The 24388-nt window shown below is 61.5% G+C and carries 25 protein-coding genes; 11 read left to right on the forward strand and 14 right to left on the reverse strand.

Annotation, left to right across the window (positions count from 1 at the left end):
- Positions 1-10 precede the first annotated feature (10 nt).
- Both lon and thiL read left to right on the forward strand, forming a co-directional pair.
- Positions 11-2461: an endopeptidase La gene (lon, locus tag GBEM_RS02995; protein ID WP_012529039.1), complete on the forward strand. Its 2451-nt coding sequence runs from the start codon at positions 11-13 to the stop codon at positions 2459-2461.
- Positions 2458-3432: a thiamine-phosphate kinase gene (gene thiL / locus GBEM_RS03000; RefSeq protein ID WP_012529040.1), complete on the forward strand. Its 975-nt coding sequence runs from the start codon at positions 2458-2460 to the stop codon at positions 3430-3432. The genes lon and thiL overlap by 4 nt, the downstream gene beginning before the upstream one ends.
- A gap of 12 nt (positions 3433-3444) precedes the next feature.
- Here the strand turns inward: thiL and GBEM_RS03005 are convergent, their stop codons facing one another.
- Together GBEM_RS03005 and GBEM_RS03010 are read right to left on the reverse strand one after the other, a co-directional pair.
- Entirely contained in the window at positions 3445-3843 is a 399-nt protein-coding gene (locus GBEM_RS03005; protein ID WP_012529041.1) for a secondary thiamine-phosphate synthase enzyme YjbQ, read from the reverse strand.
- Between the two features lie 67 nt (positions 3844-3910).
- Complete coding sequence (locus GBEM_RS03010; RefSeq protein ID WP_012529042.1) at positions 3911-4405, reverse strand: tetratricopeptide repeat protein; 495 nt, start codon at positions 4403-4405, stop codon at positions 3911-3913.
- A 192-nt stretch (positions 4406-4597) separates the two neighbouring features.
- Between GBEM_RS03010 and folK the strand changes: the two genes are divergently transcribed.
- From folK to fsa, 3 genes are read left to right on the forward strand one after another with little or no spacing between them, the layout of a single operon-like run.
- Entirely contained in the window at positions 4598-5086 is a 489-nt protein-coding gene (gene folK, locus GBEM_RS03015) for a 2-amino-4-hydroxy-6-hydroxymethyldihydropteridine diphosphokinase (protein WP_012529043.1), read from the forward strand.
- A 9-nt stretch (positions 5087-5095) separates the two neighbouring features.
- Positions 5096-5332, forward strand: a complete 237-nt coding sequence (locus tag GBEM_RS03020) for a YHS domain-containing protein (RefSeq protein WP_012529044.1) — start codon at positions 5096-5098, stop codon at positions 5330-5332.
- Positions 5333-5354: 22 nt separating this feature from the next.
- The gene (gene fsa / locus GBEM_RS03025; protein ID WP_012529045.1) at positions 5355-5999 is read left to right on the forward strand and encodes a fructose-6-phosphate aldolase; all 645 of its coding nucleotides are present in this window, start codon (positions 5355-5357) and stop codon (positions 5997-5999) included.
- A gap of 115 nt (positions 6000-6114) precedes the next feature.
- Here the strand turns inward: fsa and GBEM_RS03030 are convergent, their stop codons facing one another.
- The gene (locus GBEM_RS03030) at positions 6115-6741 is read right to left on the reverse strand and encodes a DedA family protein (protein ID WP_012529046.1); all 627 of its coding nucleotides are present in this window, start codon (positions 6739-6741) and stop codon (positions 6115-6117) included.
- A 118-nt stretch (positions 6742-6859) separates the two neighbouring features.
- Here GBEM_RS03030 and GBEM_RS03035 point away from each other — a divergent pair, with 118 nt between their 5' ends.
- From GBEM_RS03035 to GBEM_RS03055, 5 genes are all read left to right on the forward strand, one after another.
- Positions 6860-8506: a putative manganese-dependent inorganic diphosphatase gene (locus GBEM_RS03035; protein ID WP_012529047.1), complete on the forward strand. Its 1647-nt coding sequence runs from the start codon at positions 6860-6862 to the stop codon at positions 8504-8506.
- Between the two features lies 1 nt (position 8507).
- Positions 8508-10340 carry a bifunctional homocysteine S-methyltransferase/methylenetetrahydrofolate reductase gene (locus tag GBEM_RS03040; protein ID WP_012529048.1) on the forward strand — a complete coding sequence of 611 codons (1833 nt, stop codon included), beginning with the start codon at positions 8508-8510 and terminating at the stop codon, positions 10338-10340.
- A gap of 155 nt (positions 10341-10495) precedes the next feature.
- The gene (locus tag GBEM_RS03045) at positions 10496-11200 is read left to right on the forward strand and encodes a nitrite/sulfite reductase domain-containing protein (protein WP_012529049.1); all 705 of its coding nucleotides are present in this window, start codon (positions 10496-10498) and stop codon (positions 11198-11200) included.
- A 47-nt stretch (positions 11201-11247) separates the two neighbouring features.
- Positions 11248-12015: a tRNA 2-thiocytidine(32) synthetase TtcA gene (gene ttcA / locus GBEM_RS03050; protein WP_012529050.1), complete on the forward strand. Its 768-nt coding sequence runs from the start codon at positions 11248-11250 to the stop codon at positions 12013-12015.
- Positions 12016-12254: 239 nt separating this feature from the next.
- Complete coding sequence (locus GBEM_RS03055; RefSeq protein WP_012529051.1) at positions 12255-13250, forward strand: 4Fe-4S binding protein; 996 nt, start codon at positions 12255-12257, stop codon at positions 13248-13250.
- 158 nt (positions 13251-13408) lie between these two features.
- Here the strand turns inward: GBEM_RS03055 and GBEM_RS03060 are convergent, their stop codons facing one another.
- From GBEM_RS03060 to GBEM_RS03110, 11 genes are all read right to left on the reverse strand, one after another.
- Positions 13409-13828, reverse strand: a complete 420-nt coding sequence (locus tag GBEM_RS03060) for a TraR/DksA family transcriptional regulator (protein ID WP_012529052.1) — start codon at positions 13826-13828, stop codon at positions 13409-13411.
- Between the two features lie 81 nt (positions 13829-13909).
- Positions 13910-15256, reverse strand: coding sequence for a 30S ribosomal protein S12 methylthiotransferase RimO (gene rimO, locus GBEM_RS03065; RefSeq protein WP_012529053.1), 1347 nt, complete (start codon positions 15254-15256; stop codon positions 13910-13912).
- A 20-nt stretch (positions 15257-15276) separates the two neighbouring features.
- Positions 15277-15762 carry a YajQ family cyclic di-GMP-binding protein gene (locus GBEM_RS03070; protein ID WP_012529054.1) on the reverse strand — a complete coding sequence of 162 codons (486 nt, stop codon included), beginning with the start codon at positions 15760-15762 and terminating at the stop codon, positions 15277-15279.
- 210 nt (positions 15763-15972) lie between these two features.
- On the reverse strand, positions 15973-16683 hold the full coding sequence (locus GBEM_RS03075; RefSeq protein ID WP_012529055.1) for a LolA family protein: 711 nt from the start codon (positions 16681-16683) through the stop codon (positions 15973-15975).
- A gap of 125 nt (positions 16684-16808) precedes the next feature.
- On the reverse strand, positions 16809-17402 hold the full coding sequence (locus GBEM_RS03080; protein ID WP_012529056.1) for a chemotaxis protein CheC: 594 nt from the start codon (positions 17400-17402) through the stop codon (positions 16809-16811).
- Between the two features lie 59 nt (positions 17403-17461).
- Positions 17462-19087, reverse strand: coding sequence for a chemotaxis protein CheA (locus GBEM_RS03085; protein ID WP_226373922.1), 1626 nt, complete (start codon positions 19085-19087; stop codon positions 17462-17464).
- Between the two features lie 9 nt (positions 19088-19096).
- Complete coding sequence (locus tag GBEM_RS03090) at positions 19097-19462, reverse strand: response regulator (RefSeq protein WP_012529058.1); 366 nt, start codon at positions 19460-19462, stop codon at positions 19097-19099.
- A gap of 40 nt (positions 19463-19502) precedes the next feature.
- Positions 19503-19937: a chemotaxis protein CheW gene (locus GBEM_RS03095; protein WP_012529059.1), complete on the reverse strand. Its 435-nt coding sequence runs from the start codon at positions 19935-19937 to the stop codon at positions 19503-19505.
- Positions 19934-21208: a methyl-accepting chemotaxis protein gene (locus tag GBEM_RS03100; protein WP_012529060.1), complete on the reverse strand. Its 1275-nt coding sequence runs from the start codon at positions 21206-21208 to the stop codon at positions 19934-19936. The genes GBEM_RS03095 and GBEM_RS03100 overlap by 4 nt, the downstream gene beginning before the upstream one ends.
- 25 nt (positions 21209-21233) lie before the next feature.
- Positions 21234-22067 carry a CheR family methyltransferase gene (locus tag GBEM_RS03105; RefSeq protein ID WP_012529061.1) on the reverse strand — a complete coding sequence of 278 codons (834 nt, stop codon included), beginning with the start codon at positions 22065-22067 and terminating at the stop codon, positions 21234-21236.
- Between the two features lie 432 nt (positions 22068-22499).
- Positions 22500-23804, reverse strand: a complete 1305-nt coding sequence (locus GBEM_RS03110) for a pyridoxal phosphate-dependent aminotransferase (protein ID WP_012529062.1) — start codon at positions 23802-23804, stop codon at positions 22500-22502.
- 157 nt (positions 23805-23961) lie between these two features.
- On the opposite strand from GBEM_RS03110, the gene GBEM_RS21170 reads away from it, so the two are divergent.
- Positions 23962-24372 (forward strand): hypothetical protein, encoded by a 411-nt coding sequence (locus GBEM_RS21170; RefSeq protein ID WP_012529063.1) that lies wholly within the window; start codon positions 23962-23964, stop codon positions 24370-24372.
- Positions 24373-24388 lie beyond the last annotated feature (16 nt).

The following is a 24388-nucleotide window of genomic DNA, read 5'->3' on the forward strand; positions in this document are numbered from 1 at the left end:
GGAGAGGTACATGGAAAACAGGCAGGAGACCGAAGAACTTAATATACCGGATGTTCTGCCGCTGCTCCCGGTGAGGGACGTGGTTGTCTATCCCTACATGATTCTGCCGCTTTTCGTCGGTCGGGAGATCTCCATCAGCGCCGTCGATTACGCCCTTTCCAAGGACCGCATGATCTTCCTGGCGACCCAGAGGGACGTAGGCGACGAGGACCCGGCGCCGGAGGCGATCTACGAAGTAGGGACCGTGGCGATGATCATGCGCATGCTGAAGCTCCCGGACGGGAGGGTGAAGATCCTGGTTCAGGGGCTCACCAAGGCGCGGATCACCGAGTACCTGGCCGAGAAGCCCTTCTATTCCGTGCGCATCGACAGGATCGTGGAGCCGGCGCTGCAGGAGAACACCCTTGAGGCGGAGGCGCTGATCCGCACCGTGAAGGAAGAACTCGGGAAGATCGTGGCGCTCGGCAAGGCCGTCTCCCCCGAGGTGATGGTCATCGTCGAGAACATGCAGGAGCCCGGCTCCCTCGCCGACCTCGTCGCCAGCAACATCGGGCTCAAGGTCGAGGAGGCGCAGGGTCTTCTCGAGGTGATCGATCCCCTGGAGCGCCTGAAGCGGGTCAACGACCTCCTGAACAAGGAGAGCGAGCTCTTGAACATGCAGGCCCGCATCCAGTCTGCCGCCAAGGAGGAGATGGGGAAAAGCCAGCGCGAGTACTACCTGCGCGAGCAGCTGCGCGCCATCCAGCAGGAGCTTGGGGAGACCGACGCGAGGAGCGAGGAGATCGCCGAGCTCAGGAAGTCGATCGAGAGCGCCAAGATGCCGCAGCCGGTGGAGAAGGAGGCCCTGAAGCAGCTGGGGCGCCTGGAGCAGATGCACCCCGACGCCGCCGAGGCCGGGATGCTGCGCACCTTTCTCGACTGGATGGTGGACATCCCCTGGGGCAAATCGACCAAGGACTCCCTGGAGATCAACCGCGCCTCCGAGATCCTCAACGAGGACCACTACTTCCTGGAAAAGGTGAAGGAGCGCATCCTCGAGTTCCTGGCGGTGAGAAAGCTCAAGAAGAAGATGAAAGGACCCATCCTCTGCTTCGTCGGACCTCCGGGTGTGGGGAAGACCTCGTTAGGGAAGTCCATCGCCCGCGCCATGGGGAGGAAGTTCGTGCGCATCTCCCTGGGCGGCGTGCGCGACGAGGCCGAGATCCGCGGCCACCGCCGCACCTACGTGGGCGCCCTTCCGGGCCGGATCATCCAGGGGCTCAAGCAGGCCGGCTCCAACAACCCGGTCTTCATGCTGGACGAGCTGGACAAGCTAGGCTCCGATTTCCGCGGCGACCCCTCCTCGGCGCTTCTGGAGGTGCTCGACCCGGAGCAGAACAACAGCTTCTCGGACCACTACATAAACCTTCCCTTCAACCTCTCCAACGTGATGTTCATCGCCACGGCGAACCAGATGGACACCATCCCGGGGCCTTTGCGGGACAGGATGGAGGTGATCAACCTCTCCGGATACACCGAGGAGGAGAAGCTCGGCATCGCCAAACGCTATCTGGTGCCGCGGCAAGTGAAGGAAAACGGCATCACCGATGATATCGTCGCCTTCTCCGACGAGGCGCTTAGGACCGTGATCTCCAAGTACACCCGCGAGGCGGGGCTCAGGAACCTGGAGCGCGAGGTCGGCAGCATCTGCCGCAAGGTGGCCAGGAAGGTCGCGGAAGGAAAGGGCGAGCACTTCGCCATCAGTGCCGGGACCGTGGCCAAGTACCTGGGGCCGCCGAAGTTCCTGCGCGAAGAGGAGATGGAGAAGAACGAGGTAGGGGTGGTCACGGGGCTTGCCTGGACCCCGGTCGGAGGCGAGGTGCTCTTCGTCGAGGCGACCGTGATGAAAGGGAAAGGGGCGCTGACCTTGACCGGGCAGTTGGGGGACGTGATGAAGGAATCGGTGCAGGCCGCACTCTCCTACATCCGCTCGAAGACCGCCGACTTCGACATCCCGGAAGACTTCAACTCCACCACAGACATCCACGTCCACGTTCCGGCGGGAGCCATCCCCAAGGACGGCCCCTCGGCCGGGGTAACCATGGCGACCGCCCTGGTTTCGGCGCTGACGAAGATTCCGGTGAGAAAAGAAGTCGCCATGACCGGCGAAATCACGCTGCGCGGCAAGGTGCTCCCCATCGGAGGGCTCAAGGAGAAGATCCTCGCCGCTGCGCGGCTTGGCGTCACCACCGTGGTGATCCCGGTGCAGAACCAGAAGGACCTGGAAGACGTGCCGAAGACCATCCTCAAGAAGCTGAAGATCGTCCCCGCGTCCAACATCGACGAAGTCCTCGCCGTGGCGCTGGAGATCTATCCCCCTCGGGCGGCCTCGAAGCCCAAGCCCTCCAAGACCGAGCCCCCGAAGAGCAAGGTTGCCCGACGGGTCACCGTTCCCCCCACCGGGGTGAGGGGCAAGGCTTGAGACTGGCGGAACTGGGCGAATTCGGCCTGATCGACCGCATCAAGAAAAATGTCGCCGCGTCCCCCTCGGTGCTTCTAGGCATCGGGGATGACGCGGCGGCTCTCGTTCCTGCTCCGGAATGTGTCACCCTGATCACCTGCGACATGCTTCTCGAGTCTGTCCACTTCGACCTCTCCTTTTGCGACCCGGAAAGCCTCGGCAGAAAATCCCTTTCGGTGAATCTCTCGGACCTGGCGGCGATGGGTGCCCACCCACGCCAGTTCCTGCTCGGCATCGCCCTCGGGAAGGAAGTCCCGATCGAGTTCATGGACCGCTTCATGGCGGGGGTGCTGGAGCAGGCCGAGCGCTTCGGCGCCACCCTGGTAGGGGGCGACACCTGCGCCTCCAAGGGGGGGATAGCCATCTCCATCACGGCCTTGGGCGAGCAGCGCCCGGAGCTGGTGCTGAAGCGAAGCGGCGCGCGTCCGGGGGACCTCATCTGCCTATCCGGTACGGTGGGCGACGCAGCGGCGGGGCTTGTGGCGCTTCGACAAGGGGTGCGGGAAGGTTTTCTGGTGTCGCGCCAGCTCGACCCGACCCCCAGGGTTGCCGCCGGGGTGGCGCTCGCCGAAGGCGGGCTCGCCACTGCGATGATCGACGTAAGTGACGGTGTTTTGGGGGATTTGGGGCACATCCGCGAGATGTCCGGGGTGGGCGCCAGGCTTGAACTCGCCAAGCTGCCGCTTTCGGACGAGTACCGGGCCGCCTGCGGCGACGACCCGTATGCGCTGGCGCTTTCGGGAGGGGAGGACTACGAGCTTTTGTTCTGTATCGCCCCGGGAAAGAGGGGGGAGGTGGAGGCGCTTTTCGCTAAGCTGGCGCTTAGGCTTTCGGTGATCGGCGAGATTACCGCCACCCCGGAAGTAAAGCTCGTCACCCCCGGTGGGGGCGTCTACGCCCCGGGCCACGGCGGCTTCGACCATTTCGGGTAAAGGCAGTTTTTTCTATTCGCCGCAGATTTTCACCGCGACGCGGCGCTCCCTGGGGCCGTCGAACTCGCAGAAGTAAAGCACCTGCCAGGTTCCCAAAAGAAGCTTCCCCCGGTCCACCAGGAGCCGCTCCGAGCTCCCGATCATGCTCGCTTTCACGTGCGCCGCGGAGTTCCCTTCGGCGTGGGTGAAGTAGTGCGCGTCCGGCACCAGCCGGTCCAGGCAGTTGCTGATGTCGCGCTTGACCGCCGGGTCGGCCCCTTCGTTGACCGTGACGGCCGCCGTCGTGTGGAGGACAAAGATCTCGCAGCATCCGCTGCCGATACTGGAAGCGGCGATGAGATCCTCCACCCGCGCCGTGATGTCGATCAGCTCGGTCCTCTCCCTGCTCTTCAGCGTCAGGTAATGTATCATCCTCACCCTCCCTAGCCCCTGCTTAGCGGCCTTTGCCAGCCCCTAGTCCCCAGTCCCTAGCCCCTGCCTAACGGTCCTTCTTGAAAAAGTTGTTCCTCATCTTGCCGAGATACTTGTTGAGCGGGTTGGTGCGGGCCAGGAAGGGTAGCACCGGCTTGTCGCGCTGCCCCAGGGCCTGCAGGATCCTGGTGATGCCGGCGTGGCGCCCGACCCTGAGCCCGAGGTTGAAGATGCGCACCGCCTCCTTTTTGCGCCCGGAGATCAGGTAGATGGTTCCCAGCCGCAGGAAGTGGTTCGGGTTCCTTGGCTCGCTCCTGATCGCCTCCTGGCACAGGGCCACCCCCGCCTTGTCGTTGCCGGTGTAGTGTGTGAGCGCCAGTGCGAACTGCGAAAGGTGCTCGGGCGAGCGCTTTTGGTCCAGTGCTGCCCGCAGGAGCCTGAACGCCACGGCGAAGTTCCTTGTCTGTAGCGCCTCGGATCCCTGCCGGTACAACTCTTCGGCATCGGTTTCGCCGACCTTCCCGCCGGTACCCGCCTGTAGGTAATTTTCGGATCTGCTCATGTCCCCGCCCCCGGTTTCCGATGGCCCCGCAGCCGGCAAGGCAACACGCCCCGCTGCGTTAGGATTGTAAACTATAGCATTTAATCTTGGTAAAAACAGCACTGGCGCGGGGTCGCGCCGGGCCCGGCGCGCTTTTAGCTCATGAGCGGCCGGGGTTGAAAAAAATAAGGAATTGTGCTCTAATCCCACGCTGTGGAAGAGCGCGCCTACATAGGGTTGGGGAGCAACCTCGGCGACCGCGAGCTGAAGCTACTGATGGCCGTCGCCGAACTGGGGAAGCTCCCCGGAACGCGGGTCACCGGCGTGTCCCAGTTCTACGAGACCGAGCCCGTGGGGGGCGTTCCCCAGGACAACTTCTACAACGCCGTGGCGCGCATTGAAACGACACTCTCTCCTTTCCTGCTCCTGGACGAGTTGAAGCGGGTGGAGACCGAAGTCTTCCAGCGCAAGCCTTCAGAGCGCTGGGGCGCCCGCAGCATGGACCTGGACATCCTCCTCTACGGGGAGCTGGTGCTCGACTCGGACCGGCTCACCATTCCGCACCCGCGCCTGGCGGAGCGGCGTTTCGCGCTGCAGCCGCTGGCCGACCTCGCCCCCGACCTAGTGTATCCCGTCACAGGCAAAACCGTCTCGCAGCTTTTGGCTGCACTTACCGCCACCGAGAAGGTGGTCAAGCTTTAGGGGGAAGGTGTGAAGATACTGATCTGGGTGCTCCTTGGCTACCTCGCCTACCGGATGCTCAAGGGGAAGTCCGAGGCGAAGATCGCCAAAAAGGAACCGGCCGCGGCGGAGACCTTCCAGGATCCGGTTTGCGGCGTGTATATATCGGAGGCCGACGCGGTGGTCGGCAATCTGGCAGGAAGACGCTATCACTTCTGCTCCATGGACTGCCTCAGGCGGTTCGAGCAGATTCAGCAGCAGAGGTAACAACAAACCAAGCGGAGGAAAGATGAAGTTTTTTATCGACACAGCGGACGTTAAGGAAATTCGGGAGGCAAACGAGCTCGGGCTGGTGGACGGTGTGACCACCAATCCGTCCCTGATCGCCAAAAGCGGCCGGCGCTTCGAAGAAGTCATCAAGGAAATCACCGGGATCGTGGACGGCCCCATCTCGGCGGAAGTGATCTCCCTCGAGCACGACGGCATGATCGCCGAGGCGACCGAGCTGGCGAAGATCCACCCGAACATCGTCATCAAGCTGCCGATGACCCCGGAAGGTCTCAAAGCCACGAAGACCCTCTACAAGCGCGGGATCAAGACCAACGTGACGCTGATCTTCACCCCGATGCAGGCACTTCTGGCCGCCAAAGCCGGCGCCACCTACGTCTCCCCGTTCGTGGGGAGGCTGGACGACATCTCCCAGAACGGCATGGGGATCATCCAGGAAATCAGGACCATTTTCGACAACTACGGCATGGACGCCGAGATCATCGTGGCCAGCATCAGGAACCCGATCCACGTGCTCGACTCCGCGCTGATCGGCGCCGACGTCTGCACCATCCCGTACTCCGTGATGCTGCAGCTCGCCAAGCACCCGCTGACCGACGCCGGGATCAAGAAGTTCCTCGAAGACTGGGAGAAGGTTCCCAAGTAGCCGCAACCGAAAAAGGGGACAGGCTACTTTTTGAAAACAAAAAGTAGCCTGTCCCCCTTTTACAGAAAATGTGCCAATGGGGGCGGGTCCTGGACCCGCCCTTGTTTTACCCGGGTTACTTGGGCTGGGCTTCGCCGGCGCCGCAGTTGCCGTTTCTGCGCTGCCACCAGACGTAGACGGCGATCAGAAGGGCGCTCACAACCACCACGCCGAGAACGGCCTGGTGCGAGTACTTCATGATCAGCTCCTGATTGCTGCCGATGACGTAGCCGATGACGGTGAGAACGGTGCACCAGATGCCGGCGCCGAGCAGGGTGTAGAGGGAGAACCTCAGGTGGTTCATGCCCGAAAGCCCCGCCGGGAGCGAGATGAGGTGCCTGACCACCGGCAGGAGCCTACCTATGAAGGTCGAGATCTCGCCGTGCTTCAGGAAGAATTTCTCCACCTTGGCGAACTTCTCCTCGGTGATGAAGACGTACTTTCCGTACTTGAGCACCAGGGGGCGCCCCAGGTAATGCGCGGCGTAATAGTTCGCGTAGGCGCCGATCAGGCTCCCCGCGGTGCCGCAGAGTATCGCCAAGGCCATGTTCATCTGTCCCTGCTGGGCCAGGTACCCTGCCGGGGGCATCACCAGCTCGCTGGGGATGGGGATGATGGAACTTTCCATCGCCATCAGGAGGAATATGCCGGGATACCCCAGCGCCCCGATGGTCTGTAACAGCCAATCCACTACTGCATGCATTTCTCGCTCTCCTTTTCGCTTTCTGCGCGGCGTCATTCTATTACAGATCGCGGCAAAAAGACGACTAAATTAATCTGTTCTTCCGAAGCCGCCGGACTTTTTATCACCCAAGGGGACCATGGAAAAAGAAATCTACGTAATCGGCCACAAGAATCCCGACACCGACTCGGTCGCCTCGGCCATAGCCTATGCCCGCTTGAAACGTGAGCTGGGCGAGGAGAGGGTAACCGCAGCCATGGCCGGCGGTCTTAACCCGCAGACCACCTGGCTTCTTTCCCGGCTTGGGATCAAGGCGCCGCTTTATCTGGCCGACGTGCATCCCAAGGTGCGCGACGTGATCCAGCGGACCCCGGTCACGGTGCAGGAGGCGGCGCCGCTTCTGACCGCCCTGGAGCTCTTCCACCACCACGGCATCAGGATTCTGCCGGTCCTGGACCAGCGGGGGGCGCCGACCGGGGTGATACCGCTTTTGAAGATCGCGGAGCGCTCGCTTGCGACCGGACCGGCGTCGCTACGGCTCGTCACCGCGTCGCTCGATTCGCTCGCCGCCTGCCTCGAAGCGAGCTTTCTCGCCGGCTCCGGTGAAGCCGCGGTGGAGACGCTACACCTTTTCGTCGGGGCCATGGCGGAGGAGTCCTTCAACGCCAAGATAGCAGGGTTCGACCCGGTGAACCTCGTGGTGGTTACCGGCGACAGGCGCTCGATCCAGCTCTCGGCGATCGAGCGGGGAGTGCGCCTTCTGGTCGTAACCGGCGGGCTCGCCGTGGACGAGGAGGTGGTGCGCCTGGCCGCGGAAAACGGGGTGGCGCTTTTGTCCACGCCGCTCGACACCGCGGCGACCGTGTCGCGGGCCAGGCTCGCGACCCCGGCCGGACACCTCGCCGAGCCCGGTTTCGAGAGCGTCACCGTGGGGGCGCCGCTCGGGCGCCTCAGGGAGAAGCTCCTGCACTCGGGGGAGACCGCCGTGCTGGTCCTCGAGGAGGACGGAACCCTTGCCGGCGTCGCCACCAAGTCGTCGCTCTTCGCGCCGCTCCCTTACGCGCTGATACTGGTGGACCACAACGAGCTCTCGCAGTCGGTGCCGGGGGCGGAGGATCTGGAGATCCTGGAGGTCGTCGACCACCACAAGCTGGGGAACCCCCCTACCAGCAACCCCATCCCCTTCATCACGGCCCCGGTGGGGAGCACCTGCACCATCGTCGCCTCTCTTTACGAGGAGCACCGGGTGACGCCCCCCTCCGACATCGCGGCGCTTCTTTTGGCGGGGATACTATCCGACACCGTCATCCTCAAGTCCCCGACCACCACCGGCAGGGACCGCGACGCAGTTTCGAGGTTAGCCGCGCTGGCGGGGCTCGACTGGCAGGCGTTCGGCGCCGAGATCTTCGCCGCCTCGGGGGCGCTCTCCGGCTACGGGAGCCCCGACCGCGTGGTCGTCTCCGACTTCAAGCTCTTCAACCAGGGGGAGATCCGCTTCGGCGTGGGTCAGGTCGAGGTGTTCGGCTTTGCCGAGTTCGAGGAGATGAAGGCGGATCTCAGGGGAGCGCTCGCCTCCCTGCGCGAGAAGGAGGGGCTGGAAGTCGCGGGGCTCATGGTCACCGACATCTCCAGCGAGAGCACCATGTTCCTCATGGAGGGGGGGCAGGGGTACAGCCGCTTCATGGGGTACCCCCAGCCCGAGCCGCAGGTATTCGAGATGAAAGGGGTCATGTCGCGCAAGAAACAGCTGGTGCCGCACCTGATCAAGGTGCTGGGGGGACGCTAACATGGGCGGATCTTTTCTGGAGCGGGTGGCGCATGAGGTGCTGATCGGCGACGGCGCCATAGGGACCATGCTTTATGCGAAGGGCGTGGCGCTAGACGCCAACTTCGAGCACCTGAACCTGGTGCGGCCGCAACTGGTGCTCGACCTGCACGCCGAGTACCTGGCGGCGGGAGCGCAGGTGATCGAGACCAACACCTTCGGCGCCAACTACGCCAAGCTCTCCGCCATCGGCATCGGCGGCAAGGTGGCCGACATCAACCGCCAGGGGGCGATCCTCGCCCGCCGCGCCGCTAAGGTGCGCGACGTCTTCGTCGCCGGTTCCATGGGACCCATGGGTCGCGGCAAGCAGGAGATGAGCGCCGACCAGGTGCGCGACTCCTTCCGCCTCCAGGCAGCGGCCCTCGCCGAGGGCGGCGTGGATCTCCTCATCCTGGAAACCTTCTCCGAACTGGACGAGCTGGAAACGGCGCTCTCTGCTGCCCGCGAGACCGGGCTCCCCGTGGTGGCGAACCTTGCCTTCGGGGAAGGTTCGAGGCTTGCCGGCGGCATCGAGGCCGAGGACGCGGCTCTGAGACTCGCCGCGGCCGGCGCGAGCCTCGTGGGCGCCAACTGCGGCGCCGGCCCCCTGGAGCTCCTCGCCACCCTGAAGCGGATCGCTGCGGTCACGGACCTTCCCCTGGCCGCCTACCCCAACTCCGGCTTCCCCGAATACGTCGACGGGCGTTACATCTACCGGACCACCCCCGACTACTTCGCCGCCCGGGCCGAGGAAATGGTCGCGGCAGGCGCCGTCTTGGTGGGAGGGTGCTGCGGCACCACCCCTGAGCATATCCGGGTCATGGCACAGCGCCTTAAGGGAGCCCGTCCCGCAGCGCGCGTAGCCGTCGGCGCCGTGAGCCGCACCCCCGCCTCGGAAAAGGCCAAGACTGCAGCCTCCGGTTTTCTCGACCTCTGGGGGAAGGAGATGGTGGTCACCGTCGAGCTTGACCCACCGAAGGGGCTCGACTGCAGCAGGATACTGGCCGGGAGCCGCGCACTCAAAGAGGCCGGTGCCGACGCCATCAACCTCGCCGAAAACCCGCTGGCGCGCGTGCGCATGGGGAACCTGGCGCTCGCCTCCCTGATCCGGCGCGATGTCGGGATCGAGGTCATCGCCCATATCACCTGCCGCGACCGCAACTTGATCGGGCTTCAATCCGACCTGATGGGGGCGAGCCTTCTGGGAGTGAGCTCCATCCTCGCCGTAACCGGTGACCCGGCGAGCCTCGGCGAGGAGGCCGGCGCCTCCTCCGTCTTCGACCTCAACTCCTTCACGCTGATCAAGCTCTTGAGCGACCTGAACCGCGGCGTCAACGCGCTGGGAAACCCCATCGGCGCCGGCACCGGATTCACCATCGGCGCCGCCTTCAATCCCAACACCCAGAAGATGGAGGTGCAGGTGGCGCGGCTCGCGAAGAAGGTGGCCAACGGCGCCTGCTTCGCCCAGACCCAGCCCATCTACGACCTGGAGCGGTTCGAGCAGATGATGGAGCAGACCGCGCACCTGGGGATACCTATCCTACCCGGCGTGCTCCCCTTGGTGAGCGGCCGCAACGCCGAATTCCTGCACAACGAAGTCCCCGGCATCACCATTCCTGACGGCATAAGGGCTCGGATGGCGGGTAAGACGGGGGAGGAAGGGGTACGCGAGGGGCTGGCCATCGCCCGCGAATTCATCGAGGCGACTATGGGGAGGGTGGGTGGATTCTACCTGATACCCCCCTTCGGGAAGTACGAGATCGCCGTAGAGTTGGTGAAGTTCATAAAATCAAGGGCGGAACACAGAGGTCACTGAGGTCACAGAGGAAGGCGAAAAACTTTTGGTTTAACCCAAAAACGCCTTTGCTTTTGGATTTTCCTCTGTGTACCTCTGTGTCCTCTGTGGTGAGTGCCTTTAAAGTTAGCCGTATTTGACATGCATCAATTTATTACCGGACAAAGGAGCAGATGATGACTGAAGCTATGACCAAGAAAGATATCCCCACTAAAGGCGCGATCCTCCAGCGCGACCGCGAAACCTACGCCATCGCGCCGCACATTCCGGGCGGCTTCACCGACACGGCGACGCTCAGGAAGATCTGCGACGTGGCGGACAAGTACAACCTGGCTCTCAAAATCACCTCGGCGCAGCGTATCGCCATGATCGGCGCCAAGGAAGAAGAGCTGGACGCCATCTGGAGCGACTTGGCGCAGAACCCCGGCGCGGCCATCGGTCTTTGCGTCAGGAGCGTCAAGGTCTGCCCGGGCACCCAGCACTGCAAGAGGGCGGTACTCGATTCCGCGTCGCTCGGCCTCAAGCTGGACCGGATCTACCACGCCATGGAACTTCCCAACAAGATGAAGATGGGGGTCTCCGGCTGCCTCCTTTCCTGCTCGGAGTCGGGCGTGAAGGACATCGGCATCGTCGGGCACAACAAGGGCTGGCGCATCTTCGTAGGCGGCAACGCCGGCCCCAGGCCGCGCCTGGGCGAAATGCTGGTGGACAACGTGCAGAGCGAGGAAGAGGTGCTGGAGATCGTCGCCAAGGTGGTCGATTTTTACAAGAACGATCCGCAGCAGGGGCGCATCGGCAAGCTGGTAGAGGAGATGGGGATAGAGGCTTTCCGTGCCAAGGTCCTGGGAACCGCTGCCGCAGCGGCAGGGAGCGCCAAGTAATATGGACGCAAGTACGCAGGATCAGGCGCTCTCCGCGGGAGGTTGCCGTGGCGCTTATTGAGGACGCCGCCTTCACCCGGATCAAGAACCGGGTGGGGAAGGCCATAGCGGAGTTCGACCTGATCTCCGAGGGGGACCGGGTCGCGGTGGCGGTATCGGGGGGGAAGGATTCCTACACCATGCTGCACATGCTGGAGACCCTGAGAAGGCGCGCGCCGGTACGCTACGAGCTGGTGGCGATCAACATCGACTCCGGCTACCGCGGCTACCGCGCCGACATCATCGAGGAGCACCTGCGCGAGCACGGCTTCACCTATCACATGGAGAAGACCGACCACTACGACATCATCTCCGAGAAGCGGCGCCCCAATTCCTCGTACTGCTCCATCTGCGCCAGGCTGAAGCGGGGGACGCTCTACACCCTGGCCCAGCAGTACGGCTGCAACAAGCTCGCGCTCGGGCACCACATGGATGACTTCATCGAGACCCTGCTCCTGAACCAGTTCTTCGTAGGCTCCCTGAAGGCGATGGCCCCGAGCATGCTGGCCGACAACGGCGTCACCACCGTGATCAGGCCTTTGGTTTACGTGCCGGAGAAGGAGATAATCCCGTTCTCGCGCAACAACCGCTTCCCCGTGGTCTGCTGCTGTTGCCCGGTCTGCGGCACCGCCGACCTGCAGCGAAAGAAGATGAAAGAGTTGCTGGAGACCTTGGAGCGGGACAACCCCCTGGTGAAGAAGAGCCTTTTGACCGCGCTCTCCAACGTGCATCCGCGCCATTTGCTGGACAAGGGGTTGACTAGGAAGCCTTCCTGACGCAGATCGGCGACGATGTCCTTCACCGTCAGGTAGCCGCAGTAGATAACTATGGGAACTGCTCCTATGACCATCGGTTCCATGTTTGCCACCTCCATCCTTTGATGATGCAACCATATCAGGTGGTAGTGACAAAATAAGTCGCAAATGTTTTCCCTCCCCAAGAGAGTCGGGTGAGGGCGGCGCCATGTTAGTTAATGCCAGGCAGCTGGCTCTATATCGGTAGTGAAGGTGAGGAAATGGCTGAAAAAAAAGTACAACAGGTAAGAATCGCGGTTCAGTGGGGCTTTCTTCTTTTTTCCCTCTACCTTGGGGTGACCTTCTACCGCTTCGTGCAGCACTTCCGCTCCGGCGGCGCGACCCCCTTCGTGGAGCGCCCGGACGGGGTCGAGGCCTTCCTCCCCATCTCCGGCCTGGTCAGCCTCAAGGGGTGGCTCACCTCGGGTTCCATCAACCCGGTCCATCCCGCGGCGCTGGTGGTCCTTTTAGCCGTCATCGCGGTGTCCGTCCTTCTGAAGCGCTCCTTCTGTTCCTGGATCTGCCCGGTTTCTACTATCACCGAGCTCTGCTGGAAGGTTGGGCACAAGATCTTCGGGCGCAACTACCGCGTCTGGCTCTGGCTGGACTGGCTCCTGCGCCCCATCAAGTACCTGCTGGTCCTCTTCTTCCTCTTCTCGATCCTGGTGTTGATGGCGCCGGACAGCGTCGCCTCCTTCATCCTTTCCGACTACAACAAGACGGCCGACGTGAAGATGCTCGACTTCTTCCTGAACCTGTCGGGGCTGCCGCTGGCTTTCATCTCCGGGTTCCTGCTTTTGTCCTTCTTTTTCCGCAACCCGTTCTGCCGCTTTTTCTGCCCGTACGGCGCGCTCTTGGCGGTGCTCTCCCGCCTCGCCCCGGCCAAGGTGGAAAGGATGCAGAGCGCCTGCATCTCGTGCGGCAACTGCAACAAGGCCTGCCCGTCCCATCTCGACGTGATGAACGCTAAGCGGGTCTGCTCCGAGGAGTGCATCGGCTGCCTGCGTTGCGTGAGTTCCTGCCCGAAACCCGAGGCGCTGCAGGTGCGTCTCAAGGGAGGGAAGGTGGTTCCCGGCATGGTGTTCGCGGCCCTCGTGGTAGTGATCTTCGTGGGGGGGACCCTGGTAGGGAGGGTGGCCGGGCACTGGCACAGCGAGATACCCAAGTCCGACTACCAGAGACTGATCAACAACGGCCCGCCGATAGAGCATCCGTGAGTCCCCCCCCTTGACGGGAGGGGGGATTACACTGCATAAAACAAAAGAGGGGACGGTATCGCTACCGTCCCCTCTTCTTTATTCAATCTTTAAAGCCTTTCCTCAGATTCTCCTCTGTGAACCTCTGTGTCCTCTGTGGTGAAAGCCTTTAGTCCTTATTACCCTTCCTCTTCCTCGCCCAGCGCGATCTCGCGGTAGGCGCGGTCCTCTTCGAAGCGTTTGGTCTGTGCCTGCTGCTTCTCGAGGTCTGCCTTGCACTTGACGCAGTGCCGTGCAAAGGGAACGATCTTCAGCCGCCCGATGGGAATTTCCTCCTCGCACTCTTCGCAGATGCCGTACTCTCCTTCTTCGAGCCGCAGCAGCGCTTCGTCGATATGGCGCAGCTTTTCACGCTCCCTGTCCCCCAGCAAAAGGCCGAGTTCACGGTCGCGCTCGCTGGAAGCCTGATCGTAGATATCCCCGCTCGGTTCGTTAACGGGAACGTCTGAACCAGACTTCACAGTCTTGTTGATCTCTTTAAGCGTCTCCTCTTTCATTTTGAGGAGCATCGCTTTCATTTCTTCCGGTTTTTCTGTCATGTAAAAATACACTCCGTACTGTTGGTGTCCCTCAAAGCGACGCAATAATACAGCAATAGGGGTTCATGTCAAGTAGAAAGCCTAGTCTACGATTTCACCTATCAAGTCGTAATCAGAGGAATCAGTAATCTTCAATCTCACTATGTCACCGACGTTGGCATTACCTGCAGTGATATACACCAGACCATCGACATCAGGTGCTTGCCGTGAGGAACGACCTTTGAGCAAGAGCTCAGTTTCTTCGCTGTAACCTTCAACTAATACGTCCTCTTCACTGTCAACCAAGGTCCTATTGTGCTTGAAGGAAACGCGTGCCTGGGTCCGCATCAGCTTCTTGTGGCGCTCCCTCTTGATCCGCTCGGACACCTGGTCCGGCATCTCCGCCGCAGGGGTCCCATCCTCCCTGGAGTAGCAGAAGACCCCGAGGCGATCGAAGCGGGTCTGCTCGACGAACTGCAAGAGCTTCTTGAAGTCGTCGGTGGTCTCGCCCGGGAAGCCGACGATGAGCGAGGTCCTGATGGCGATGTCCGGTATCTCGCGGCGCAGCTTGGAGATCAGGGTCCTGATCTCGGCCTCGCCGCTTCTGCGTTTCATGTTGGAGAGCACCGGGTCGCTGATGTGCTGGATGGGGAGGTCGAGGTACTTGCAGACCTTGGGCTCCTCCTTGATGAGCTGGATCAGCGAGTCGGTCACCCCGTCGGGATAGGCGTACAAAAGCCTGATCCACTTGAGCTTCTCCATCTTGACCAGTTCCTTGATCAGAAGCTCCAGGCTCGGTTTTCCCTCCAGGTCGCGGCCGTAGGCGGTGATGTCCTGGGCGATCAGGTTCAGCTCCTTGACCCCTCCCTCGACCAGCGCCTTCGCCTCGGCCAGAAGCGTCGCCAGCGGGCGCGAGCGGTGGCCGCCGCGCAGAGACGGGATGACGCAGTAAGAGCAGTTGTTGGAGCATCCCTCGGCTATCTTCAGATAGGCCGTGTAGTGCGGCGACGACTGAAGCCGCGGGACCTCGTCGTTGTAGACGAAGTTGGGATCCCCGGTGTAGCAGAGCTGCTCCTCGGTCTGCTTCTTCTCGGCGATGATCTCCGCGATGCGCGGGTAGTCGCCGGTACCGATGAAGATGTCGACCTCGGGGAGCTCCTTGGCGAGTTCCTGCTGGTAGCGCTGGGGGAGGCAGCCGGTGACGATGAGCAGCTTGCAGCGTGCGTCATGCTTCCTGTCGGCCAGGTCCAGGATGGTGTCGATGCTCTCCTGTTTCGCCTCTTTTATGAAGGAGCAGGTGTTGACCACGATGATATCCGCCTGGGTCTCGTCGGTGGTAACCTCGTACTCGTCCTGCGACAGGTAGCCGAGCATCACCTCGGCATCCACCAGGTTCTTCGGGCAGCCCAGGCTCACCAGGCTCACTTTTTCCTTAGTCTTCTCGCTCAAAAAAAACCTCTCTTGCTTTTCTAGCTTCTGAAGTTCACGAACTGCATATCGATGTCGAGGTCCTTCCCTTTAAGCACCCGGATCACCTCCTGCAGGTCGTCTATGTTCTTTCCGGTGACACGGAGCTGGTCGTCCTGGATCTGGCTTTGCACCTTGAGCTTGGTCTCCTTGATGACCTGACCGATCTCCTTCGCCTTCTCCTTGGAGATCCCCACCTGCAGGGTGATGATCTGGCGCACCATGCTGCCGGAGGCCTGCTCCGCCTTGCCGTACTGCAGCGACTTGGGGGAGATGTTGCGTTTGATGAACTTGGACTGCAGTATGTCGATGACCGCCTTCAGTTTGAAGTCGTCGTCGGCCAGCACCTTGATGTTTTCCTTCTCCAGGGTCACTTCGCACTTCGACCCCTTGAAGTCATAGCGCTGTGCGATCTCCTTCACAGTCTGGTTGATGGCGTTGTCGACCTCCTGCATGTCGACCTTGGATACGATGTCGAACGATGGCATAGAACCCCCTAGAATCAGATAGAGATAAAGATAAAGATAAAGGTGAACCAACCCCCTAGAATCAGATAGAGATAAAGGTAAAGATAAAGGTGAACCAATCTGGTGAGTATCTGCTTTTTAGGCCTTTCCTCTATCTTTATCTCTATCTCTATCTGAGTTTTTTAGCCTTTCCTCAATCTTTATCTCTATCTCTATCTGTTTTTTCAATCTTTATCTGTTTTTTACGATTTCAACCCCCGCGGGGACCTTGAAGCTGAACTTGCTGTCGGAGATCCCGCGGTTGGTCTTGATGCCGCTGAAATCCATTCTGGTGCTGTTTCCCGCTTGGTCGACTACGGTGGAGGAGACGACGGGGAACGGAGTCCCGGGGCGCCCCTTGGAGATGAAGGTTTCCACCGCCTTGCCGTCGATAACCAGGATGAGCTTCGCCATGGCCGGGCTTTTCCTGTTGGGGATCAGCTCCAGTTGGTAGTTCCCGTTTTTGTCGCGCTGCTGGTCGGCAAAGCTGATCTTGAAGTCCCTCGACACCTGCCCCAGTCCTGCCAGGTAGTTCATGGCGATGCCGTTCCCCGCCTCGAAAAGATGGGCCAGGTCCATGATCATCACCTGTTTCTGGTCCGGGATGTAATACCAGACGGTCTTGCCGTTGGAGACGATCTGCTGCTTGGGCTTGGTGTAGTTGAAGCGGAACATGGAGTCTTTTCCGCCCCCCTTCTTGATCAGAAGCTCGCCCCCACCCTTCTCCTCGCGACGCATCGCCCTGATGAGGCTGCGCTGGCTGAAATCGGCCTGCAGGTCGTTGAGGCCAGCGTAACCCTGCTCCAGGGTCCGGACCACCTGCGAAAGTTCGGCTGCAAACGACATCGTTGCGGAAAGCGCAACCAGCGCCATGACTAGCATCGAAACTCTGATCAATTTCATGTCGACCTCTGAAAGTAGTGAAGGTCTCGGGCAAGGGCTCGGGACCTTTCTGTGTGTTGCTGTGGCAGCGATTTGACCGGGCATTCTGACACACAACCCGATGGCGCGCAACCATTTCATTATGTTTACAGCGCCGCCAGCATCGCCTCCAGCGAGGAGGCGGCCGGTACCAGGAAGATGCTCCCGCCGCAGCAGGCGTCGTCGACGGAGAACATGGCGTCGATCATGACGATGCTCTCGCTTTCGCCTCCCTGCTCCTGGATCCGCGCGAAGAATTCGTCGCTTCCGCTCACCAGGGTCGGGACCGAGGGGAGCAGCGTCATCTTGAGCGTGTTTCCCAGGGCGTTCAGGCAGGCCGATGCGAGGATGTTGCCGACCTCCATCAGGGTCGCACGCTCCAGCTCCGAGAGCGGTGCTTCGGGATTTGGCGCCTTCCCCAGTAAAAGTTCCACGACGCGCAGCGCGTTCTGCTGGGGGAGGAGGATCACGATGCTCCCCCGGACGTTGCCGAGGATCTGCAGCTGCAGCGTCGTCGCCTCCTGCTCCTGCTCGATCAGTTCGGCCAGCTTCTCGCTGTCGACGAACTTCAGGCGGGGGACCTCGATGGACACCCCTTTCCCCATCAACTGAGACAGGGCGGTCGCGGCATGTTCCATCCCGAGTTTGCACACCTCGGTCAGTGCGGCCAGGTCGGCCTGTTGCAGGACGGGATTGGGCATGTAAGCCTCCGTTAGACGTTGCCCCGGTAAAAGCCCGGGAAACTGTTTTGCCGCTTAACTCACAACAGGCCGGCCAGGTCGAGGATGGTGACGATTTCTCCGTCCCCGAGCGTCGCCCCGCCGGCGAGTCCGGCCATCTTGCATAAAGGCCTGCCGAAAGGTTTTACGAAGAGTTCGTGCTGCCCTAGAAAGCGGTCCACCACGATGCCGACCCGCCTCCCCTTCGCCTCGGTGACGAAGAGCGGCAGGATCCCGTTGGGGAAACGCCCCAGCGGCAGGCCCAGTATCCGGTTCAGGCTCAAAAGCGGGATGGCCTCGCCGTCCAGCTGGAACATCTGCCGCTTTCCCATGGTTTCGATCTGGTGGCGCGCCAGCTCGACGGTGCGCAGCACCCCCGTCACCGGGACCGCCCCTTTCACGTTGCCGCACTGCACCACCAGCGCGTGGATGATGGCGATGGTCATGGGGAGCCTGAGCGTGAAGGTGCTTCCCTGTCCGGGCTCGCTCTCTATCACCAGGGTTCCCCCAAGCTTCTGGATGGCCGCGTTCACCGCGTCCATGCCGACGCCGCGCCCCGAGATGTCGGTGACGACCTTGGCGGTCGAGAAGCCCGGGATGCAGGAGAGCATCAGCGCCTGGCGCGGCGACAGGAGCGCCCCTTCTTCCGGGGTGATCACCCCCTTGGCGACGGCCGCTTCAATCATCTTCTGCGGTTCCATCCCCCGGCCGTCGTCGCTTACCTGGATCGATATGCGGTCACGGTCGCGGGAAACGGAGAGCTTCACCGTCCCGCGGGGGGGCTTGCCCTGCGCCGCCCGCTCTGCGCTTTCCTCCATGCCGTGGTCCACGGCGTTTCTCAGGATGTGGTTCAGCGGATCGACCAACTGCTCCAGCATGCCGCGGTCCATGCCGATCTCGCGGCCGGACAGCTCGAAGTTGATTTCCTTGCCGCTTTTCTTGGCGAGGCTTCGGACCGAGCGCTGGAAGCGGTCGCAGATCGCCTCGAAGGGCATCAGGCGCACCTTCATGACCTCGTCGTGCAGGGCGCGCAGAAGCTTCCCGGTCTCGGAGACCGCGTCGTTCAAGGCGGGGCTTGCCACCTCCTGCGCCACGTTCAACAGCCGGTGCTTGTTGGTGACCAGCTCGCCGGTCAGGTTGATCAGGTGATCCAGAAGCTCCGTCTTCACCCGCACCGTGCCGCTCGCCTCGCCGGCCGGCTCCTTGGCCTTCTCGGGTTCGCCTCCCGGCTGCGCCGCCTGGGGCGCTGGGTGCTCCGCCGGGGGCTCCCCCGCGGGCGCTTGCTTTTTCGGGAGAGCCGGCGTGTAACCCCGGAGCCTCTCCGCGAAGTCGTCGGGAGGGCGGGTGCATTCCCGGTCCGCCTCCACGTCGGCCAGCATGACGTCGATCAGGTCCACACCCTCCAGGAGCAGATCGGCCACCCCGGCCTCGAAGCAAAGGGCACCGTCCCGGACCCGCGCCATCAGGTCTTCCATGCTGTGCGCCACCACCACGACGTCGCCGTACTCCATAGAGGCGGCCATCCCCTTGAGCGAATGGGCTCCCCTGAAGAGGGCGTCGACGGCGCTTCTCTCGGCAGGAGCCTGCTCCAAGGCGACCACCTGGTCGGAGATGGTCTTCAGGTACTCCCTGCTCTCGGAGAGGAAGAGGCTTTTGTACTGCGACATGTCCATCCGCTATCCCTCGGCCACTTCCCTAAGGGTGCGCGCCACAAGCTCCGGATTGAACGGCTTCAGGATGAAAGCCTTGGCCCCCGCCTTCGCGGCCGCCTCGGTCATCGATTCCTGCCCGATGGCCGAGCACATCACCACGCGCGCCTGCGGGTCGAGCACCATGATTATCTGCAGCGCCTCGATGCCGGTCTTGTTGGGCATCACGATGTCCAGCGTGACGAGATCGGGGCGGCACTCCTGGTACTTCTCAATTGCCTCATTGCCGTCGGACGCCTCGGCGGTGATCTCGTAACCCTCTTCGGTTAGGATGTCACGGAGCATCTTTCTCATGAACAGCGAGTCGTCGACTATCATGACCGTAGTGGCCATTGCTACCTCCTGATCTGCTACAAATCTTAAGCCACTGCGACTAGATGCGGGCGGGGGCCTGCTTGAGCCCGTTCTCCAGCTCGTCGATCAGGGCCTCCAGCTGCAAAAGCCGCACGCGCCCACTTGGGGTCTCCAGGTACGCCTCGGTAAGCGGGTCTTCCCCCGGCTCTTCGCCGGTTACGAGGTCGGAGGCGATGATGGCGCTCACCCCGTCCACCTTGAGCGCCAAATGGGCGAGCCTCGGGTCGAGCACCAGGAGCTTGCCGGGGATGGGGCGGCTTTTGAGCCCGAGATAAAGAGCCAGGTCCACGAGCGCGGTGAGGTTGCCGTGGAAGTTGATCAGCCCCAGGTAATGCGCGGGGGCGCCGGCGAAGGGGTAGCTTTGCAGAGGCTCCATCACCTCGCCGATCTGCTGCAGGCTGCAGGCGAATTCCTCCCCCCCCAGCGTGAAAAGGATCAGCCGTTCCGGGATCACTGACCCGGCTCCCCTTGCACCTGGAACTTCTCGACGGAGCGGAGCAATTCCTCGGCGAGCTTGGAGAGCTCCACGGTCTGGAACACCATCTCCTGCATGGCGGAATGCTGCTGCTCGGTCGCGGCGGAGACCTCCTCGGTGGAGGCGGCGTTGTCCTCGGCCACTTTGGCTATCTCGTCCACCATGCTCACCATCTTCTCCGCGCCGGTGTTCTGCATCTGCGACAGGTCCGCGATGGAGTTGGCCTTGCGCTCGGTATCGATGACGGTGGCCAGGATCTCCTTGAACGACTCCGCGGTGGTGTCCACGTTCTTCTTTCCGGCGATGATGCCGCGCGAACTGTCGGTGATGGTCTCCTGCAGCTTGCGGCTTTCCATCTTGACCAGGTCGATCATCTCCACGATATCTGTGGCGCTCTTGGCGCTGCCGTCGGCGAGCTTTCTTACCTCTTCGGCAACCACGCCGAAACCTTTGCCGTATTCTCCCGCGCGGGCCGCCTCGATGGACGCGTTCAAGGCGAGGAGGTTGGTCTGGCGCGCCATGTCCACGATGAAGTCGGCGATCTTCCCTACCTGCTGCAGCTTGCCGTTCAGGTCCATGAACTGCATCCCAATCAGCTCGACGCTGTCGAAGAAGCTCTTCATCCGCTCCAGCGAATCGTTGGCGAGCTCGCCGCCGCGCTGCGCCGTGATGCTGGTCTCGCGGGCGGCTTTGGCCGTTTCCCTGGCCCGGCGCGCCACCAGGTCGACGGAGATCGCCATCTCGTGGATCACCTTGGAGCTGCGGACGAGCATCTCGGCCTGGGTCTCGGCGCCGCCGGAGATCTGCTCGATCGCTTGCGCCACCTCCTCGGTAGAGGCGTTGATTTCAAGCGCGGAGGAGTTGAGCGTCCTGGTGGATTCCGAAACCCTTTCGGCCGTCTCCCGGATCTGGCGGACCAGGGTCCTGAGGCTTACCAGCATGGCGTTAATGGAGACGGCCATGCTGTGGGTCTCGTCGGGGAAACGGGTTGCCGGGAACACGAGGTCGCTGGAGAGATCCCCCTCGCTGATCGACTCGGTGGCCCCGCGCAGGAGGGCGATGTTCTTGGTGAAGCTCTTGGAGAAGAAGGAGCCGAGGATGAGCCCTATGGTGAGCGCGACTACGTAGGAGAGTATGCTGGTGAGTTCGGGGGAGTAGTCCAGGGCAGCCACCCACGAGGGGACAAAGGCTACGGCCGCGACCACGGTCAGGAATCCCAGGATGAACTTGTACCCGATTTGAATGTACATTGCGGCGAGCTCCTTATTCTGCTGGTTAGGCGATGGCCCGGTAGATGCGCTCCACGGGACAGAAGGTCTTGAAACGGTTGCGTGGGGCGCCAAAAAGCGTCTCCGACTTTCCCAGCACCAGGCAGCCGCCAGGGAACAGGGCGTCGGCGAAGCCGTTCAGGATGGTCTCCTGGCGCTCTCTTTCGAAGTAGATCAGCACGTTGCGGCACAGCACCAGGTCGCAGCGCGGCCACTGCTGCGGCTGGTTCAGGTCCGCCTGGCTGAAGCTGACCAGGGAGCGGATCTCCTGGGACAGGCGAAAGCGCCCGTCCTGCGGGGTGAACCAGCGCGACAAAAGTTCGGGCGGGACCTCGGCCAGCCGGTCCGGGTGGTAGACCCCTTCTCTTGCGTGCTCCAGCGTAGAGACGTCGACGTCAACGGCGCGAAGGGAGATGCGCCCCTCTTCCAGCGCCTGGGGAAACCGTTCCTTGAGGATCAAGGCGACCGTGTACGGCTCCTCTCCCCCTGCGCAGCCGACACTGAGGATGTTGAGCTCCCTGCGCTCGCTTATCAGCTGCGGCAGGATATCGACGGCGAGCCTTTCGAAGACGGGGGGGTTCCTGAAAAAATGGGAAACGTGGATGGTGAGTACCCGCAGCAGGCGCTCCTGCTCGGCGGGGCTTTCGGTCAGAAGCATGCCGTAAGCCTCGGGGGAGGGGGACTGGGTGGCGCGGACCCTTATGTGTATGCGCCTTTTGACGCACTTGTCCTTGTAACCGTCCAGGGTGAAGCCGGAGCGTGCCTTCAGGATGCGGCCTATGACGTCGAAGGTTTCCGGGGCGATGTCCGGCTCGGTGCCGCCTTTAAAACCGTCTATCATCGTGGGTCGCCCTTTGCCGGGCACTGCCGCCTGCCTCGCATGCTCGAGGACATCTGAACCTCTGTTGAAAATTGGGGGAGAACAGCACAAATGGGAAACGAATAACATAATTGGGCCGCAAAAGTCAATCAACACGCAACCTTGTCCCTTTCACCCTCCGGCGTTTCCTGCGAGCTCCCACATTCCCTTTTTCCTCACCCCCAAACTGCATCAACCGTCTCGTTCCCAAGCTGGAGCTTGGGAACCAGAAGAAAGCCGCTCTTGATCCCCCCTCCCCTTGCGGGAGGGGGAGAGCTGAAAACTGCTTGATCTAGATAAGTGTAAATACCTAACCGGGCAGTGCTGGGGGACAGGGGGGATTTCAAGACCTTAGATAAATCAGCTCTAGCCAAAGAAAAAGCCCCGCTTGCGGCGGGGCTTTTTTTATCTCCTCTAGGAGGCGAGGTAGGTGGCGATGTTCTCGGTGAGGGTCCGGTAGATCCTGCGGCACTCCGCCTCGTCCCGCTCCAGGAGGGTTACCCTGAACCCGAGGAGCTCCGTGTTGAAGGAGGAGAGGGGAACCACGCAGATCCCCGTGTGCGCCAGGATGTAATAGACGAAACGCTTGTCCGGCGCCACTCCCGGCTGGTTCACGATCCCCTCGACCAACTGCCGGATCTCCGGGTTCTTGATGGGGAGGGTCTGGGTGTTGTTCAGGACCCCCGGCTTGAAGGGGACCGCCATGTAGAAGGCGCCGTTGGTGCGGTTCACGGCCAGCTCCGGCACCTTCGAGAGCGCCTCATAGGTGATGTTGCTCATCTTCTCGTAGCGGGTGATGCGCTCGTTCAGGTAGTTGTGGTACTCGGGGTGCTTCATCACCGCCGGCAGGCAGCGCTGCGGCAGCGTGGTGGAGCAGACCTCGTTCATCTTGGAGGAGAGGATGGAGTTGACGAACTTGTTGAAGCGCGGGTCGCGGTCGGCGTTGTACACCTCGATCCAGCCGCAGCGGGAGCCGGGCCACGGGAGTTCCTTGGAGATCCCTTTCATTGCGATCGCGGGGACCTGCCCGATTACGTCCGAGATGGGGACCGTCTTCTCGCCGTTGTAGACGATGTTGCTGTACACCTCGTCGGCGATGATGAAGAGGTCGTATTTCCTCGCGATCTCGACGATCTGCTTCAGCACCTCCACCGGGTACACCATCCCGGTCGGGTTGTCCGGGTTGATCATCATGATCCCGGCGATCTGCGGGTTGTACTTCACGTGGCACTCGAGGTCGTCCATGTCCGGGTACCAGTTGTCCTCGGGCTTCAAGCGGTAGCAGACCGGCACCGCGTTCGCGTGGGCCGCCTCGCCGATGGAGTGGGTGGTGTAGGTGGGGGAGGGCATGAGCACGCGGCTTTCGGGGCGCAGGTTGCCGTACACCTTGGCGATGGCGTCGCCCAGGCCGTTGAAGAAGATTATGTCGTCGGGGGTGATCTGCGCGCCCCCGCGCTTGTTGGTGATCTCGCAGATGAACTCGCGGGTCTCCAGGACGCCGCGGGTCGGGCAGTAGGCGTAGCTGTCGTCGTTCATCGCCTCGGCCGCCACGATCTCCTTCATCCAGAGCGGGATGTTCTCCCCCTTGACGATGGGGTCGCCTATGTTCTCCCAGTTGATCTTCACCCCTAAGCGTTGCACCTTCTCGGCAACCGTAACGATGTTCCTGATCTCGTAGGTAAGTTCTCCCGCGCCGGGAGCGACTATCTCGTTGCGCATTCTTTTTCCCCCTAGGACGTTATGCGTTTATTGCAGCTAAAACCGGATTTTGTATAAAAAAAGGCCGCGGGGGTCCCCCACGGCCTTCAGTATCTCTTGTTTTCTGAATCAGCAGTGGCGGCTCTAGAAGGGTCTGGCCGCTGCTGCCTCGTGGACGGTGCCACGTGATGTAACGCTGTTAGTATACATGACGCCTCAAATAGCATGCAGTGCTGTCGATGTCAATGTTTTTCATGAATGGGGGAGAACTTCCGCCCGCGGAAAAGTTACTTTTCCGGCGCAAAGTATCACTTCCTTTGAAAAAACGACATTTTTTGAAGCCAAGTGTTACTTTCCCGATAAAAAATGTCATTTTTTTGATTCAAGTGGTACTTTTTTCTCAAAAAAATACCGCTTGGAAGAAAAAAACATCACTTGGGCCGAGAAAAACATCACTTGGGCCCAAAAAACATCACTTGGACCCAAAAAATATCATTTGGACGAAAAAAACGTCACTTGGGAGAAGAAAATGATCACTTGGAAGAAAAACACGGCGCTCGGCGCAGGAATTGGAAAGTGTCCGAGATGAACAAAGGCAGATGCTT

The sequence above is a fragment of the Citrifermentans bemidjiense Bem genome, from assembly GCF_000020725.1.
Classification (GTDB): Bacteria; Desulfobacterota; Desulfuromonadia; order Geobacterales; family Geobacteraceae; genus Geomonas; species Geomonas bemidjiensis.